This is a genomic window from Paenibacillus sp. FSL R5-0473 (genome assembly GCF_038004565.1).
Classification (GTDB): domain Bacteria; phylum Bacillota; class Bacilli; order Paenibacillales; family Paenibacillaceae; genus Paenibacillus; species Paenibacillus amylolyticus.
This window is the reverse complement of record NZ_JBBORL010000001.1, coordinates 5,452,584-5,470,012: the sequence shown is the minus strand read 5'-3', so window position 1 is coordinate 5,470,012 and position 17,429 is coordinate 5,452,584. Positions and strand designations below refer to the sequence as shown.

Below are 17,429 nucleotides of genomic sequence, written 5' to 3'. Positions count from 1 at the left end.
CTCAGCCGCAGTGGCGTAGCCATAGATCCAGTAATCGTGGTGCTTCACGATATAAGGGATGCGTAATCTCTGGAGCAAGGCTACCCACTCGGCTTTATATGAAGTTATCTGATGATCTACCGGTGTTCCTTACGATAGCGCAGCGGTGTTGTACCGGTAACCTGTTTGAATGTTTTGTTAAAATGAGCCGTATGCTCAAATCCTACCTTCTCAGCGATCATCTGGACACGCTCTTGTGTGGACAGCAATCTTCGTTGTGCTTCCCGGACACGAACAACCCGCAAATATTCGCTAAATCGAAACCCGGTAAACCGGCTGAACATTCGGCTCAGATAGGATGGACTGATATAAAAACGATTGGCTGCACCCTCCAGCGTAAGTGGTTCGGTATAGTTTTTATTCACATAAGTGACAATTTCACTGATTTTGTCCTGCATCGGATGCAAGGGACCGGGGCATGACTGCCGGATGTCCTCCTCTACCCGATGAATACGGATCAAAAGTTGGGCAAGCAGACTTCTTACGGCGATCTCATAGTGAGGGCGTCGCTCTTTGCATTCTTGCAGCATCTGCCACAATATACGCTCCATCTCGGGCTGTTCCGCTTCAGGCAGGCGAAGGAGTCTTGAACAATTAAAAGGCAGCAGACCACATATGCCAAGTTCCATCCCCGTTGCAAAAGCAGGAGAAAAACCGATTAATATCCGTTCGAAGCCGGGAATATTTCCTTTGGAGGTGGTATGTACATCGTGTGGATTAATCAGAATGAAATCACCCTTGCGGGCGGACAGAATCTGACCATTCATGGAATACACTCGTTCACCTTCAAGTAAGTAATACAGTTCGTAGAATGGATGAGCGTGAGGTTGTGGCATACCATTCCCATCATGTCTGCGCATATGTTCAATGGTAAATGAATGTTCACCGATTCGGTATTTGGGTCCAATCCGGTCCTCTATGAGACTCATGGTACAGCTCCCCTCTGCTTCACGGATTAACAACGATATCCATATCATAACGGAACATCCATCTTTTTGTAAACGCTATCATTGGAAATGAAATATTTCTTTAATCCTATCGTTAAATACCGAGAGAATGAATTCGGCATGGCACTTATGTGCTGTCAAGGTGACAAAACTTGAATGATGTTTTAGAGTAGGGGGAGAGAGGCGAAACTCTGGTTAAGGAGTGCCTTCAATATGATTTGGAAGGAAGGAAACAGGTTATGACGACACATGAATTATCGCCATTGGTTGCTGCGCTCAATATGCAACCTCACGTTGAAGGCGGTTGGTATAAGGAAGAATGGAAGGCGTCTTATCAGATTCCACAGTCCGTTCTGCCGGATACATACTCCGGTCCACGATTCTCGGCAAGTTCCACGTATTTCCTGCTACACGCACATGAAATCTCCGAGTGGCATACGGTTCTGTCCGATGAACTTTGGCTGTGGCACAGCGGCAGTCCAGTTGAACTGAAGCTGGGTGGCAATGGGGAGAACCCGGAGAACGAGGAAGTTCTTGTTCTGGGGATGGATATTGCTGCGGGGCAATCACCACAGGTGCTCGTTCCTGCCGGCGTATGGCAGACAGCGCGTCCGCTGGGCGATGAGCCTGTACTGGTAACTTGCGTAGTAGCGCCAGGTTTCCACTTTGATGATTTCAAGCTGGTATCCAAAAGCGAATAGGTTTTGATATGTGAAAATCCCGATCCGAGATGCTCAGTGCATCCGAATCGGGATTTTTTTGGATTGAGCGTATTAAGTATGCTGAGGTTTAACCCAGTTCGGGGATGTAGGATTCCCTTTTGGATCAGCATCACTTTTGGCAATAACTAATCACTTCGGATTCTCGTTACTCATCCAGCTGTCCACATAAAACTCCTCATGATAATCCGGTTGCTGAGCGAGTTCTTTGAGCTTCTGTTCAGCTTCTTCAGCGGTAAGATATTCTCCAATAACTGCTGTAAACTCACCAGTGGACGTTTTGAGGAAAGAGATGTCCTCATCCGGATAGGATTCTTTAATTATACCCATCGATTCTCCAAAAGGCATTGATTCTGTGCGGAGAGAGTATACCTTCCGAGGTGTGACCGGTTTGCCGTCGGAAGTCAATTTCACTTCCAGGTATCCAGGGTTCTTGAATTCCGTTACGGCATACTGTACCCCTTCTTTTAAAACAGCTACGAATCCGACGGAAGAGTCGTCTAAAATCATGGAACCATAAACATCTTTCACTAAAGGCTGGGTCATGAAGTCGGCTTTGACTTTCTTTATATCCATGTAACGTGCACCGCTAAAAGTGAAGAGTATACGATTCGGTGCTTCTTTGTGTACCACATTATAATGGGGTGCATCATTAGTCTGATTTTGCTCGTCGGTGCTAAAATTGATTTTAAGCGTATTTTCGGTTGCCTCCGATCCCACAGTTACTCCATCGGTAATCTTGCCGCCATCGCCAAATTGCAACACCTGAACAATAGATCCAACCACAGGTATTTTGGACATGGCGTTTGCTACGGAAGGGATGTTGACCACGAAGAGAAAAGCAGCACATGCCACTATGACTGAGGCATAACGAATCATTCGAGATGAATTCTTGCGAGCAGTGGCTCTTTTCTGTGCATGATGAATAACGTCAGTAAGTTGAGCAGGGATTTCAATATTTTCGTAACGATCTTTTCCTGTCATACGTTCTCAACCTCTCCTTCAATTAAATCCATTTTTAATTTGTTGATAATCCGATAGAATTTTGACTTAACGGTATTCTCCGACAGTGAGAGCACTTCAGCGATCTCCCGGAAACGCATATTACCAAAGAACTTTAATATAATATAGGCTCTATCTTCGGGCACGAGTCGATCCAGTGCATCATACAGATCCATTTTCTCTTCCACGGATGCCCCTCGCTCTGGAGCCACAAACTCCTGAACATGATCCTCCATATAGGTCACTCGCTGGTTGCGTCGTATATGATCTATCGCTGTGTTAATCACAATTCGTGACATCCAGGAATCAAAATAAGTCATGGACTCCATCTTTCCATAAGCGATGTACCCTTTATAGACCGCTTCGGATACGATATCCAGCGCTTCTTGTTCATTTTTAACATAGCAGTATGCCAGTCGATATAATTTATTTTGAATCTCTGTTATTTTTTCGCTGAACTGTTCTTCTTTTGTCTTTCTATGGTTCAGTCTAATCACTCCTGATCCCCCCTGATCAACCTAAATATTCAAGTCACCGCTCGTTCCAGGCCTGGATTCTATATAAGTGCTTGAGTTCGCTTGACACTCGTTAGACTGATGAGGAGAAGAAATAGTTCTAAACGTTCAAAAAACTTTTATTCTTTCGGCCCTGAAGAGGATAACGAGCCTCGCCTCCATTCTTAACAACGAATAGTTTGCCTATAACATCACATACCAAAACACCCGCTCTTCTAAGATCGAAGGCGGGTGTAATCGAATTAATTTGCTTATATTAGAAGTTAAAGTTGTCTGGATCAGAACCAAAGCGTTTATTCTCGTTCAGACTGTTAATCTGCTCTACTTCTTCCGAAGTTAACTCAAAATCATAGAGATCAGCATTCGCGTGAATACGCTCAGGCGTAACGGATTTTGGTATCGTCACGATGCCGTTCTGCAGATCCCAGCGCAGAATTACTTGTGCGGGGGACTTGCTGTATTTGGCTGCGATATCCTTCAGCAACGGATGATCCATCAGATGACCTTGTCCGAGCGGAGACCAGGCTTCGATCTGAATCTGATGTTTGTTGCAGTACTCACGAAGCTCTGACTGAATCAATAGTGGGTGAAGCTCCACCTGATTAACTGCTGGTTTGATCGTGGCATCGATCATCAAGTCTTCCAGATGGTGAATCTGGAAGTTGCTCACACCGATCGCCCGGATGCGTCCTTCTTTATGAAGTTTCTCCAGCGCTCGCCATGTATCTTTGTACTTGCCCTTAACCGGCCAGTGGATGAGATAGAGATCCAGATACTCCAGTTCGAGTCGTTCCATGCTGGCTTCGAAGGCAGCCAGCGTGGATTCATATCCCTGATCACTATTCCATACTTTAGTGGTAATGAACAGATCCTCACGAGCTACTCCAGATTCACGAATACCCTGAGCGACACCTGTTTCGTTGTTATACGCTTTGGCTGTGTCGATGCTGCGATAACCAGCTTGAATGGCTGTTTTGACAGCATGAACGACTTCGTCTCCGTCTTTAACTTTGAATACCCCAAAACCCAGCCATGGCATTTTGACTCCGTTATAGAGCGTGGTTGTGTCTTGCACGTGTTTCATGGTCCGAAATTCCTCCTCTTATTGATTCATTGTTCCACTATGTAATTACCCTGCTGTTCAGTAGCCAATCGATATCGAAGGGCCGTCTTGAATGATTATACTAAAATCTGCCTGGTCTTGGAAAAGGGAGTGATCCATTTTACGAAGTAAACGCCGCTATTATCCTTTTTCTTCAACCAGAGGTTTGGTTTTGACGCTTGTGGGTGATAAGATGAAGTATACGAAATATGGAAGTCAAGACTTTGTAATTGGAGAGTTTACATAAGAACAGACGAAGTACGGAATCGGGTACAGACCAGACCGTACGACTAACGATAAAGGAGCAAGAATACAATGGCTAAACCTAAACAAACCAAAAAAGCAGCAGCCTGGTCTCTCGTGGTCATGGGAGCAGGATTTGCTGCATCCTTGCCGTTCCAGGGCGTCCCTGTGGGCAAGTTGCTGGTAGGATCATTTGAAGCGGGACTCGTGGGTGGACTAGCGGACTGGTTCGCAGTTACCGCATTATTCCGGCACCCCCTCGGCATTCCCATTCCACACACGGCATTGCTGCCGAAAAATCGCGATAAAATGACGGAAGGTCTGGTCTCCGCAGTAGAGAATAACTTGCTCAACAAAGACAGCATTACCGAGAAAATTGCAGATTTCAAAGCAGCAGAGACGGTGCTCGATACGTTGACCCGTGAGCTTCACAGTGACGGGATCAAGATAATGATTGATACACTCTGCAAACGAATTCTGGCTGGTCTGCCGTTAGAGCAGATTGCTCCGCTCGTGGCACGTGAGATCAAGTCACAAGCGGGAGCCTTTGATCTGGGTCCGATTCTGGAACGGGCTGCCCACCAGATGACAGAGCGGGGTTACGACGCCAAAGCGCTGGACTACGGACTGAAGCAAGCCGAGGAGTGGCTGGTTAAACCCGAGACGATCATGTTTTTGGGTGAAAGCGGCATGAAAGCCATCAGCGGCATTCAGATGAACGGATTGATGCAGTTTGCGATGAATGCGTTCCTTGGTTATATGAACGAGGAGCGTCTGGGTGGTATTTTACAAGGATATCTCTTCGATCGGGTAGAGGATATGAAACGTGAAGGCAGTGCTCTAAGATACAAGGTGCTTGATATGGTACGTACCCAGACGGTGCGTCTGGCAATGAGTGAGGCTATGCAAGATGGAATCAACAGTTGGAAGAACAATATGTTGGAGGGCTGGAACGCAGAGGAAACGGTGCTGAACAAACTCACCGACCTGAGAGACAAGGCGCTCGCGGCGATGGAAGATGGCCAGTATGTAGATACGTATGCACTGCCTGCCATTGAGCGGGTATTGGTTGATCTGCGGGCAGATGACGAGTTGATGACAGGCATGAATGCCAAGATCGTAAATGGCGTCACAACACTGCTGGAGAAAAATCATTCCAAAATCGGTAAACTGGTACGCGAAAATGTGGACAAAATGGACAATGCCACTTTGGTTTCGATGATTGAGGATAAGGTTGGACAGGACCTGCAATGGATTCGGATCAACGGAGCCGTTACCGGATTTGTTATCGGGATTGCGCTGACTGCGCTGCAGATGGCATTGGCATAACCTAAAAGAGCCACCCTTGAAGTAATGGGGCAAGGCTCTCTTTGTTATGCAAATATCAATGGAGATATAGATACGCATCTTTTTTCTATTTAGAGGTTAACTGCTTGGCTTGCCCCGGCAGATCGTCCGCTGTGACCTCTTCCCAGTGTGTAACACCACGCAGCGTGGATACATATAGTTTCAGATAGGCCCCATTTTTGAGTAGCTTACTGGTGGAGAAGCTTAGTGTTTTTGATTTTCCTTCGTCTGTATAGCCGATCAGTTCATAAGCATATCTGCCATTGTCATCCTTGTTGACTGTAGTCTGATTCACAGTGGTATAGTAGGTTGTTTTGCCGGCAGGGTTATCGGGAGTCAATTTAGCAGGGTCCATGAAGAAGAGCCACAGGCAAGTCAGAATAACGAGTACCAATGCGAGAATAGTGAATGCTTTTTTCATGTTCTTGTCCTCCTTTGATCTCGGTAAATTTAGGACGATGCGATGTCTTTATATTTCAGGCGGCGGATCGACCAGGTAGCAAACAGAAGGATAAAGAGACTGTTCATGAAAAGAAAGACGATATTCTCCGAGGATGTCAGTCCCTTTTGACTCAGAACGCCCATGCCTATAGTTAACAAGGAGTAGGGGAATAACATGCCGATTTTCAGCACATACATGCCTAGTCCCAGAAAGACTGCACAAAGGCTGATGCCAATTGGCGTCGCAAAGCTTCTTATCCGGATCGACAACCCTAGTTGCAGTGCAGCAATAGAGATAGCGGCAAACCATCCTCGCAGGCTCCATACGACGGTCTCCATCGGGAACGGACCCGGAATGACGAACAGTTTGCCTGCTGCCCAGTACATGAGCATGAAGAAGGCTTGAGCCGAGAAGATCAATATGCCAACAATGACCAACTTGGCAACAAATAGGCTGGTGACTGACACTGGAGAAGCCAGAATCATATTCCAGTTGCGATTGCTGTGTTCCAGGCGGCATACAAAGGCACAACAGATAGCGATCAGGATGGGCAGGAAGAATTCTCCGTAAAACAAACTGACCTGTGTCCACAGGCTGTACCACCCGTTTTGTAAAGCCGCTTGATTGAAATAAAAGTTAAAGCATCCGATAAGCAGACTGATAATAGGCAGAATGGCCAGTACCAGGCTGATCCGGGAATGCCGAAGTTTAAGCCATTCTGCGGAAATGCTCCTCAGCATGTGTTCCCCTCCTCAAATCTCTTGTCTTGAAGCATGAATATTCCCTGCAAAATAGAAGATGGCAGCCATCAACAAGGCGGCTAAGAAAAGACCGACAGGCAGCATACCCGATACATAGGTACCCGAAGATGCGCTGTAAATATAAGTGACTGGATTCAGATCCATGTAGTAAGACCAGATGAAAAGGTGACGTACACCTGCTGGAAACAACCCCGATGTTGTTCCGATGAATCCGCCCAGCATACCCAGACATAACGCAAAAGCCTGATTGCGTACTGTAAGAGACAACCATTGCTGAAGAGCGGTGATGGCGAGTGTAGTTAGCATTGTGCCTATAGCGAACTGCACAAGCAGGGAAAGTGGCAGCGGACCGGAAATATTTTTGGATAAACCGAAACCGACAATGAACACAGCTTGCGCAAGGATACCATAAAGGATCAGGCTGTTCGCACATATGTATTTGGCTGTGTAGACATGATTACGTCCAGTGTTGGTCGTCATTAGCATCTTCCAGGTGTTCCCCTTATGCTCCATATCACAGATGCGGGATACAACGATAGCCGATATAATGGGCAGAAACAGACCGTTCATGGAAGCGATGCTGAAGATCAAGGCTTCCCAGCTCGCATTGGCTGCACTTCGGGAGATGGAGATACTCATGGACATGGAGGCCCAGAGCATCTCAGCGGCCAGAAAAAGAGATAGCATGACCCAGATCTTTTTGCGGCGGATTTTAAAATACTCTAAGGATAGAGCTTTCATTACAGGCTCCGCTCCTTTCCGGTCAGATCCAGGAATATACCTTCCAGACTTTTCTTGTATTCCTCGATACGAATCACAGGAATATCGTGTTGTACCAGCACTTTATTCATCTGCGAGACTTCTTCGTCACGAAGGTAGTCGAACACCAGTTGTTTGCCCTGGACTGTAGGCATGTAGCCTTGAGTCAAAAGGATTTTTTCCGCCCTTGCCGTATCCGTCGTCTGAAAACGTATGGTAGCCTTGTTATTGGCCTGAAGACTCTGCATGCTTCCCTGAAACAGAAGTTTGCCATCACTGATAATGCCGACTGAGGTAGCAATCTGTTCGATCTCTGATAACAGGTGGCTGGATAGCAGGACTGTTATGCCGTATTGACCTGGAAGGGACTTGATCAATTCCCTGATCTCACCTATCCCGGACGGATCAAGTCCGTTCGTAGGTTCATCCAGAATAAGCAGGCTTGGAAAGGCAAGCAGGGCCATGGCAATACCGAGTCTTTGCTTCATCCCCAGCGAATACTGATCGGCCTGTTTATGTTTTTGATTTTCAAGTCGAACAATTTTGAGAGCTTCATCAATATTTTTATTCGGTACGTTCCGTAGTCGCTGCATGACTTTCATATTCTCAAGTCCAGTCAAGTGGCCGTAATAAGATGGAGATTCGATCAGTGAACCTGTCTGATTCAGAATGGAAGGGCGATGTTTATTCAGATCTTTGCCAAACACCTTTACAGTGCCTTCGGTAGGTTTGATCAAACCCAACAGCATTTTTAATGTGGTTGTTTTGCCTGCTCCGTTAGGACCCAGGAAGCCAAAAATCTGTCCCGTCTCAACTGCCAGATTGACCTGATGTACGCGGTTAGTACCGCCATAAGATTTGGACAGGTTATGCGTTTCCACGATGGGGGAACTGTTTATCATTGATCTCAACTCCATTTCACTAATGTCTCTGTTGCTCTAAATATAGATCAGGCTTCTTGCTCGTAGCTGAAGATAACCTTACAATTACCTTAAATGGAAATGGAAAATATAGGATTAATGCCTTTATGATGTATAATAAAAAGGGTGATATCAATGGAATTATTGAAGAATAAGAAAATATTGATCGTAGATGATGAGCCCGAAATAAGGGAAATGATTGAACGTTTTTTACGGAAAGAAGGTTTTTTCCGGATCTATACGGCTGGTAACTTCGTGAATGCTTTGGCGGTATGCAGACTTGAAAAGCCGGATGCAGCTATTCTGGATGTGATGCTTCCGGATGGAGATGGGTTCTCTCTGCTCTCTTCGATCCGGTCATTCTCGGACATGCCTGTTCTGTTCCTGTCTGCACGTGGTGAAGATGAGGATCGACTGCTCGGTCTGGGGCTTGGAGCAGATGATTATATGGTCAAGCCCTTTCTCCCAAGAGAGTTGATTCTCCGGCTTATGGCTATTCTGAAGCGGGTATATGCTTCCAACACAGTGGAGAGATTGCCTGTATTTCGTTTGGGTGGACAAACCATTGATCTGGAGAGCGCTGTTGTACAGAGGACAGACAGGGAGCTTCCATTGACAGCTAAGGAGCATGCCATACTGATCAAGTTGTATGAGAATCAGGGCCGAATTGTAACCAGTGATGCCCTGTGTCAAGCCGTCTGGGGAGACGAGAGTTATGGGTATGAGAATACCCTGATGGTGCATGTTCGGCGAATCCGGGAGAAGATTGAGGAAGACCCATCCAAACCGGTATTTTTGCTAACCGTTCGGGGACTTGGTTACAAACTGATGGCTCAGGAGTCTAGGTGATGGATGGCGTTGTTCGAATTCTAAGAAAGTTTGTAGGATCTACCATTCTGGTATCTGTGGTGCTGTTATTGTTCAATCTAATTCTGCTAGGTTCGCTGATCTTTAAGGAAATTCATGAGGGTCCTTCCCCCGGTGCGGTTGTGAAACAGATGGCCAGTGGCCTGAGTAAGGGCGAGCAGGGGGACTATGCGCTAAACAGCGATGGAATACAACTGCTGGATACATATCAGGCTTGGGCAATGCTGCTCGATCCCCAGGGCAAGGTACAGTGGAGCGAACGGCTTCCGGCTGAAATCCCGCGCTCTTATAATGTGACGGATGTTGCGAAGTTCGCGCGATACTATCTTAAGGAATACCCGGTGTACGTATGGGAACGTGAAGATGGATTATTGGTCGTAGGCTACCCTAAGAATACGTACGGAAAATACCAGTTCGACTTTCTGGCAGAGTGGCTCAAGTCATTGCCTATTCGGATCATACTATTGTTGGTGTGTAATGTGGCTCTTGCTCTACTAGTATCCATACTCATTGGAGCGCGGGTGATCCGTAGTATTCGACCGTTAATCCATGGCATTCATGCATTGGCAAAGGAAGAGCCTGTTCACGTCGAAACCAAAGGTATATTTAATGATCTGTCTCAAAGCATCAATTCAACATCCCGTATGCTTCAGGACAAGGATGATGCTCTAAAAGCGAGAGATGAAGCTCGATCCAACTGGATCGCAGGCATTTCTCATGATATACGGACACCCTTGTCCATGATTCTGGGTTACGCGAGTGAGTTGGAGGAGCAATCGGATTTGTCAGCCGAGCACAAACAGCAGGCATCCATTATTCGTCGCCAGGGTGAACGCCTGCGGTCACTGGTCAGTGATCTAAACCTGGTATCCATGCTGGAGTATGAGATGCAGCCTCTACAGTTGAAGTCGATTCGACTCTCAGTACTAGCAAGGCAGGCTGTGTCGGATTTTTTGAATAATGGACTGGATGAGCGTTATCCAATCTCGCTTCATGTTCAGGACGAGAGTCTTCATGTTATGGGGGATGAACGATTATTGTATCGTGCAGTAACGAATTTGTTACAAAATAGTATCACGCATAACCCGGAGGGGTGTGCAATTGTGCTGGAAACGATGCGTGCAGCTGAGGATGTATGTTGTGAATTTGTGGTGTCAGATGATGGAAAAGGAATTCCAAAAGAGTATCTGGACGATGTGGTGGTTCTCCCCTATGCGGCAGGGCGCGTACGGCCTTCCCGTCAGGGACATGGCTTGGGGCTTCCAATGGTATCAAGGATTGCGCAGGCTCATCGGGGAAAGCTTATTCTTGAGAGTGATAGCGGGGAAGGGCTTAGAGCTGCTTTGCAGTTGCCTGCTACTTAGAAAAACACCTGTCTTGGACAGGTGTTTAAAAATTTGTGCATTTAACAACGAAATAACACAATTTTGTTGTGATTCTAGTAAATGCGATTTATTTTGTAAAATGGTGGTAAAATCCCGAAAATGGATTTACAAAAACTAGCAAATTATGCTAGAATGAATATATAGAAAATAATTACATAATTTAAATATTTTACAATATCCTGCAGTTGAGTTCAACATTGGTGTTTAGCTTTTTATAAGCTATACATATAAAAAAATTCGAATGGAGGTTTTTTCAATGAAACAATTCAATCTCGAAGCATTGCGAGCAATCGAGGACATCAGTGATGACGAGCTTATGGTCATTACAGGGGCTGTATCTGTAATTGATGCTCAAGCTAGTGGCGGTGTATTTTGTACGGTAAGTCATGAATGTCATTATAATTCGGTTTCACCTTCTTCCTGGCTTACTTGTTGTTAAATTTTACTCTCATCTTCAAGCACATAGCTGATTTCAGTTATGTGCTTGATTTTTTTATGTGAGATTTTGGACACCAAACCATCCAATAGAAGGGGAATGAAATGATGAGCATACAGGAGCGATTACATGACTCCCGCTGGAGTGATGCACTCTACTTAACAGAGAAATACAAACAGTTTGTGCAGCGATATACTGCACAAGTTCCCGACGTTCCGAATGTGGACATGCCTGTAGAGCAAACGGATTCAGGAAGAATGCAGAAATGGCTTGAAAAGTTTTTTCAAGACCAGGAGCTATTGTCCAATCGCTTCCGGGCTGAATCCATGAATATGGAGACGGTGCAGGCTATGTTTAACGATACAGGCTTCATGTACGACTTTGTGCAGATGCCTTGGCATCAGGAACTCTGCAGCACATTTTTGGAGAATGAGCATTTGGAGATCGAATATTTTATTGAGGGGAATACGGAAGAAATCCCGTTCTTTGAGTTTTCTAGACCCTTCCTGCAACGATCCATTCAGATCATGACGGACGGCTTGAATGATGGATATGAATGGCTGGACAAACGACGTGTTACTGGCCTTGTTCTGAAGACCGTCTCGGATAAAGTGTTCCACATGTCTGCCAAGACACTAATCTATGAATTAAATAAAGCGAGATTGCAAGATGAATTGAGAGGTGAGGATTCCCGGCAGCGGTATCTGCACTTTGTGAACCAGAACATGCAGTCCAGAGATCAGATTATCTCCTTACTACTGGAATATCCTGTTCTTGCACGAGGACTTGTCGAGCACACTCTTCGGATCAGTCTGAATATGATGCGTGTTCTGGAGCGGCTGACAAGAGATCGTCGTGAACTGGAATCTTTTTTTGATTTCAAGCTGGATAAGCTGGAGGATATCGTATTTCTCGGGGATTCCCATAACGGTGGAGCTAGTGTATTGCGGTTGGCATTTGCCGAAGGGGTCAATGTCATGTACAAACCTAGGAACATGGCCATCGACACCGCTTTTGCCAGTCTGTTGCAATGGTTTAACGATCAGCGAATAGGATTACCCTTCCGTATTGCCAAATCGCTGGATCGCACCGAATATGGCTGGCAGCAATTCATTCCCTATGAGGAAGTCACCAGTCTGGAGGGAGCGGAACGCTTTTTTGAACGGCAGGGGCAGTATCTCGCTATTTTGTATGCCGTTAATGCAACAGACATGCATATGGAGAACATTGTTGCTCAGGGCGAGCATCCCTTCTTCGTCGATCTGGAATCACTGTTGCATAATCAACCTTTCAAATATGAGGAGGAGAAGGCACACTATACAGCGCTGGAGAAGACCCTTTCGATATTGAATGATTCCGTGTTAAAAACGAGCATGTTACCAACGTTGGATTCCAACGCTTTGTATCACAGTGATCTGAGCGGACTTGCAGGGGATGTTAATCAGGTACTCAATACGTATGAGATTCATGATAAAAACACCGATACCATGAGAATCCAACGAAGCAAGGTGAGTGTGAGTCGATTTAGTCATTTGCCTTCATATGAACATACACCCATTAAACCTGAGCGATATATCCAAAGTTTGAAGGAGGGTTTCTATCGCATATACAGTGCTATTATGGAGCAAAAGGAGTCATTTATCTCAACAGTCCGCAATGACTTCCATGGTTGTGCTGTACGTACCATTGTTCGTCCGACCGTTACGTATTTTACGCTGATTGAAGCCAGTTCCCATCCGAAATATCTCAGAGACGGGTTGGATAAGAATCTGTTGTTCGACATGATGTGGATGATTGTGCGGCAGGATCGTGATCGTGAAAAACTGGTGAGATATGAGTGCCATGATCTATTGCACGGCGATGTACCCATGTTCCAGACGTTTATCGGTGAGCAAATGTTGTTCCACCACTACGACAACCAAGCGATTGACGGCGTGTTTTCCTCCGATATTTTAACGCAGACCGCGGATAAAGTGCGGGCGATGAATCCCAAAGACATGGATATGCAATGGGAGTTTACCGAGCGTACAATTCAGACTAAATATGTCCTGGAACGCTCATTCGCCATGGAGAAAAGAACGGAAAGCGTCCGACCGGAAATATTGAATGAACATCAAATACACATGACCAAAGAAGAATATTTGCAAGAAGCCGTGAGGATTGGGGAGTACATAAAAGATATTGCTATTATGGGAGATGAAGGTCTTTCGGTGTCATGGATCAGTATGGGTATGGATGCAGACGAGAAGCTGATCTACAAATCTTCCGAGTTGGGGTTATATAACGGGGTAACCGGTATTGCCTATTTCTATCTGTATCTGAGTCAGGAGACAGGTGACCACAAATATATGCAGATGGTTAATCTGTGCATTCAGACTGCCTGGGAAATGATTCGCAAAAACATCGACAAAAACATCTCATTGTTCACTGGCTACGGGTCGCTTCTCTATCTGCTGGTGCATAAAGCTAACGTATGTTCCGAGCCGGGGATCAACCCGGATACGCTGGAATTACTCGATATCTTGGACGATATGATTGATAGTGATCAGCAATTGGATGTGATCTCAGGTTGTGCGGGCACATTGATGGCATGTGTGGACATGTATACGAGCTTCAAATCGCAAAAAGCCCTGGATGTGGCTGTGCGATGCGCAGACCGATTGCTGGATCTTGCCCAGCCGATGGATCAAGGTATGGCTTGGGTGACGTCAGCGATCAATAAAACGCCACTTAGCGGTATTGCACATGGCAACTCAGGTATCTGTCTGAGTCTGGCTCGTCTATACAGTGCTACAGGCAACAAAGCCTATCTTGAAACTTGTATGGAAGGACTGAAGTATGAGGAAGCCCTCTACAGCCCTGAAGTAAACAATTGGAAAGATCTGCGGTTCACCGATGGCAACATGCCGGAAGAACACTATGTTATGTACTGGTGTAATGGCGCACCCGGTCTAGGGATCGCCCGCGTAGGGATAGCGCAGCAATTGAGGTCATTGGGAGCTATGGATACGATAGAGACAGATATCCGCAGGGCGTTAGCCAAGACGATGGAAGAAGGGTTTACAGAAGTTAGCTATTCGCTCTGCCATGGGGATATGGGCAATCTGGAGCTGTTCCTTCTCGCAGCCGATTACTTGCAGGATGAAGAGTTGAGGGAGTTCTCGGTTCAGATGGCAAATTACATTGTGACACAGGTGAGACGTGATAACCATCATTGGAGATGCGGCATTCCGGGTCGTCAGCAAATCCCAGGACTGATGCTAGGGCTTGCCGGAATTGGATATCAATTGCTCCGACTGTACAATCGTGACCTGCCTTCAGTACTGATGATGGAAGGACCAAAGGGCAAGGGGATAAGGGATATGGCTCAGACATACGCTATGGAAACGGCGTCCGCTCAGCAGCAGATGACTACTATGGAGCAGTCATCCCATATGGGGCAGCATCATGCCTGAACGGCCTGTATTCCGTCTGCGCCGGAAGAGACAACGCAAAATCCCTGTCAAACTGCAAATGAATCAATATGATTGTGGTCCCAGTTGCTTGCACATGTTACTCGCATATCATGGCTATGAAGCTGATTTCACCGATCTGAGGGAACGTTTTGCAATGCTGGGAAACGGCAGGGATGGTAGCTCCATGCTCAAAATGAAAGAGGTTGCTCAGACCTATCACTTGAAAGGGATAGCCAAAAAAGCGCCTGTTGAATCACTTAACAATGATTTTCTGCCAGTCATTTGTTTCTGGGAGGACAATCATTTTGTCGTGCTTGAGCGGATCAAGACGAGTGGGCACTTCATTATTGTTGATCCGGCTTTGGGAAGGCTGGTTATCAGTACGCAGGAGTTTGCGGAGAAATATTCAGGTATTTTTTTGCTCGTATATCCGGATGAGGGCTTTGTACCCTTGTCCGAGAAAAAGATTAGTAAAGTGGCGTACTTCAAGGATTTGATTCGCAGTAACAAAAAATATTTTGGTTGGACCGTTCTACTTGCTCTGGGGCTGCAATTGGTTTCGGTGGCCTTTCCGTTCTTGATGCAGGTTTCGATTGATGCGGCCACTAGCGGTGAGGGCTACTCGTTATTTCCTGTCCTGATCACCAGCATTGTGCTGTTAACCCTATTTCAGATCGGTTTCAGTTATATGAAGGATATGTGCATCGTACGGCTTCAGGAATTGTTGGATTCCCAACTGACGACAAACTTTGTCTCTCATATGCTCAAACTGCCTTATCAATATTTTGAAATTCGTTCGCGCGGGGATTTGATGCTGCGGATTAATAGCAATACGACCATTCGAGAGATTTTGTCCCAGAAGATGATCTCTACGCTGATCAATCTATTTTTAATTGTTGTGACCTTCACGTATATTGTAATTCAGTCCCGTTTGATCGCTTTTACACTGCTTGGTGTTGGACTGGTTCAAATTCTTGTTTTTGTATACACACGTAGCAGATTTAAGAAACTGACACAGACCCAAATTGTTGCCCAAAGTTTGGCTGGATCATTCATGACGGAAGTGTTGGAAGGCATCTCGACCATCAAATCACTTGGGATTGAAGAGCGTACCGGGGAAAAATGGAGAGCACTATTCATGCGTCAGCTCGCAACGGTCAAGGAAAAAGCTATTTTTCAGACAAGAGTAAATACCGTGACGAATACGCTGAGTTTTATGACTCCGATGCTCATTCTGCTGGTGGGACTATATCAGATTATGCAGGGGAATATGACACTTGGTATGCTCGTTTCATTCCAGTCCCTGGCCGCGCTGTTTCTGGGGCCGCTGAACTCGCTTGCTTTGATGCTGAACGAGTTCGTGATGGCGGATGCGCTACTGGATCGAATCTATGATGTCATTCAAGCCGAGGAAAGTAATAAATTCAAGAAGAAAACACCGACCCTCCGAGATGTAAAGCTGAATGGGGATATTACAATTGATCAGGTCAGTTTCAGGTATACCGACTACGGGGAAGATGTGCTGAAAAATATTAATATTACGATTAAAGCAGGGCAAAGGGTCGCTCTGGTTGGCAAATCAGGCTCAGGAAAGAGTACCTTGGCGAAATTGCTGGTAGGGCTGTATACGCCCACACAGGGTAATATCTATTTTGACGGCGTGGTTGTAGAAGAACTGGAGCAGCAGGATATTCGCAGCCAGATCAGTATCGTGCTTCAGGATAACTTTGTGTTTAACAACACCGTGTATGACAACATCAGGCTACATGCAGAGGGTTCAACGCTGGAGGATGTAATGTTCGCAGCGAAGCTGGCGGATATTCATGACGATATTGAGAAGATGCCAATGAAGTATAACACACTGATCTCTGAAGCGGGTTCGAATCTGTCTGGAGGGCAGAAGCAACGTGTCGCTCTCGCGCGAGCATTGGTAAGCAGACCCAAAGTTCTTCTGTTGGATGAGGCAACTAGTGCTTTGGATACTGTTACAGAAGCGACGATTGCCCATAATCTGAATATGTTGAAATGCACCCAGATTATCATTGCTCACAGACTCAGTACCATTCGAAGCGCGGACACCATATATGTACTGGATCAGGGTGTACTCGTGGATGCTGGAACACATGATGAATTGATTGGACGGTGTAAATCCTACAATGATCTCGTGTGTGAACAACTGGATGAAACCGGGGCCAGACAGTATGGATGAGGCTAGTGAGGATGATGTTGACGGAAGACAAAAGGCTTTCTTTTCTACACAATATGTGTTGAAGAGAATGCTTTTTTGTTATATATGGAAAATCCGAGAAGCTAAACTGATGCAAAATTCAGGAAATCGGGTAATATACACGCGAACACGCGTATGAATCATATTAGGAAGAAAGATACATAAAAACGATGCTCTCAGCCGATGTGGTCATGTTGATTTTGTACTATGATTCAGTTAACAGAAGCAGAAGGCATGGGTGAATGATCCTGATTCATTGGGTG

15 protein-coding genes are annotated in these 17,429 nt (G+C 45.8%); 7 read left to right on the top strand and 8 right to left on the bottom strand.

Features of this window, described 5'->3' with window-relative positions:
- Positions 1-116 precede the first annotated feature (116 nt).
- Positions 117-968, bottom strand: a complete 852-nt coding sequence (locus tag MKY28_RS23955; protein ID WP_340937220.1) for an AraC family transcriptional regulator — start codon at positions 966-968, stop codon at positions 117-119.
- Between the two features lie 257 nt (positions 969-1,225).
- Here MKY28_RS23955 and MKY28_RS23950 point away from each other — a divergent pair, with 257 nt between their 5' ends.
- Positions 1,226-1,687, top strand: coding sequence for a cupin domain-containing protein (locus tag MKY28_RS23950; RefSeq protein WP_017691032.1), 462 nt, complete (start codon positions 1,226-1,228; stop codon positions 1,685-1,687).
- A 150-nt stretch (positions 1,688-1,837) separates the two neighbouring features.
- Here MKY28_RS23950 and MKY28_RS23945 read toward each other — a convergent pair whose 3' ends face one another.
- The 3 genes from MKY28_RS23945 to MKY28_RS23935 form a co-directional block, all read right to left on the bottom strand.
- Positions 1,838-2,689, bottom strand: a complete 852-nt coding sequence (locus MKY28_RS23945; protein WP_340937219.1) for a hypothetical protein — start codon at positions 2,687-2,689, stop codon at positions 1,838-1,840.
- Positions 2,686-3,204, bottom strand: coding sequence for a sigma-70 family RNA polymerase sigma factor (locus MKY28_RS23940; RefSeq protein ID WP_036673127.1), 519 nt, complete (start codon positions 3,202-3,204; stop codon positions 2,686-2,688). The genes MKY28_RS23945 and MKY28_RS23940 overlap by 4 nt, the downstream gene beginning before the upstream one ends.
- A gap of 274 nt (positions 3,205-3,478) precedes the next feature.
- Entirely contained in the window at positions 3,479-4,306 is an 828-nt protein-coding gene (locus tag MKY28_RS23935) for an aldo/keto reductase (RefSeq protein ID WP_340019005.1), read from the bottom strand.
- 333 nt (positions 4,307-4,639) lie between these two features.
- Between MKY28_RS23935 and MKY28_RS23930 the strand changes: the two genes are divergently transcribed.
- A complete protein-coding gene (locus MKY28_RS23930; RefSeq protein WP_076253896.1) occupies positions 4,640-5,896 on the top strand; it encodes a DUF445 domain-containing protein in 1,257 nt (418 codons plus the stop codon).
- 85 nt (positions 5,897-5,981) lie between these two features.
- Here MKY28_RS23930 and MKY28_RS23925 read toward each other — a convergent pair whose 3' ends face one another.
- Genes MKY28_RS23925 through MKY28_RS23910 form a run of 4 tightly spaced genes read right to left on the bottom strand, consistent with a single transcriptional unit; the run spans position 5,982 to position 8,778 of the window.
- A complete protein-coding gene (locus MKY28_RS23925; protein WP_036616662.1) occupies positions 5,982-6,335 on the bottom strand; it encodes a YxeA family protein in 354 nt (117 codons plus the stop codon).
- 29 nt (positions 6,336-6,364) lie between these two features.
- Positions 6,365-7,096: an ABC transporter permease gene (locus MKY28_RS23920; protein WP_036616664.1), complete on the bottom strand. Its 732-nt coding sequence runs from the start codon at positions 7,094-7,096 to the stop codon at positions 6,365-6,367.
- Positions 7,097-7,108: 12 nt separating this feature from the next.
- Positions 7,109-7,858, bottom strand: coding sequence for an ABC transporter permease (locus MKY28_RS23915; protein WP_076319552.1), 750 nt, complete (start codon positions 7,856-7,858; stop codon positions 7,109-7,111).
- Entirely contained in the window at positions 7,858-8,778 is a 921-nt protein-coding gene (locus tag MKY28_RS23910) for an ABC transporter ATP-binding protein (protein WP_370511453.1), read from the bottom strand. The genes MKY28_RS23915 and MKY28_RS23910 overlap by 1 nt, the downstream gene beginning before the upstream one ends.
- Positions 8,779-8,931: 153 nt before the next feature.
- Between MKY28_RS23910 and MKY28_RS23905 the strand changes: the two genes are divergently transcribed.
- The 5 genes from MKY28_RS23905 (at position 8,932) to MKY28_RS23885 (ending at position 17,148) form a co-directional block, all read left to right on the top strand.
- Positions 8,932-9,645, top strand: coding sequence for a response regulator transcription factor (locus tag MKY28_RS23905; RefSeq protein WP_340937218.1), 714 nt, complete (start codon positions 8,932-8,934; stop codon positions 9,643-9,645).
- Positions 9,645-11,027 (top strand): sensor histidine kinase, encoded by a 1,383-nt coding sequence (locus MKY28_RS23900; protein ID WP_340937217.1) that lies wholly within the window; start codon positions 9,645-9,647, stop codon positions 11,025-11,027. Before MKY28_RS23905 ends, MKY28_RS23900 begins: the two co-directional genes overlap by 1 nt.
- A gap of 277 nt (positions 11,028-11,304) precedes the next feature.
- Complete coding sequence (locus MKY28_RS23895; protein ID WP_074093209.1) at positions 11,305-11,487, top strand: type A2 lanthipeptide; 183 nt, start codon at positions 11,305-11,307, stop codon at positions 11,485-11,487.
- 104 nt (positions 11,488-11,591) lie between these two features.
- Positions 11,592-14,939, top strand: coding sequence for a type 2 lanthipeptide synthetase LanM family protein (locus MKY28_RS23890; RefSeq protein WP_340937216.1), 3,348 nt, complete (start codon positions 11,592-11,594; stop codon positions 14,937-14,939).
- Positions 14,932-17,148, top strand: coding sequence for a peptidase domain-containing ABC transporter (locus tag MKY28_RS23885; RefSeq protein ID WP_051447441.1), 2,217 nt, complete (start codon positions 14,932-14,934; stop codon positions 17,146-17,148). The genes MKY28_RS23890 and MKY28_RS23885 overlap by 8 nt, the downstream gene beginning before the upstream one ends.
- Positions 17,149-17,429 lie beyond the last annotated feature (281 nt).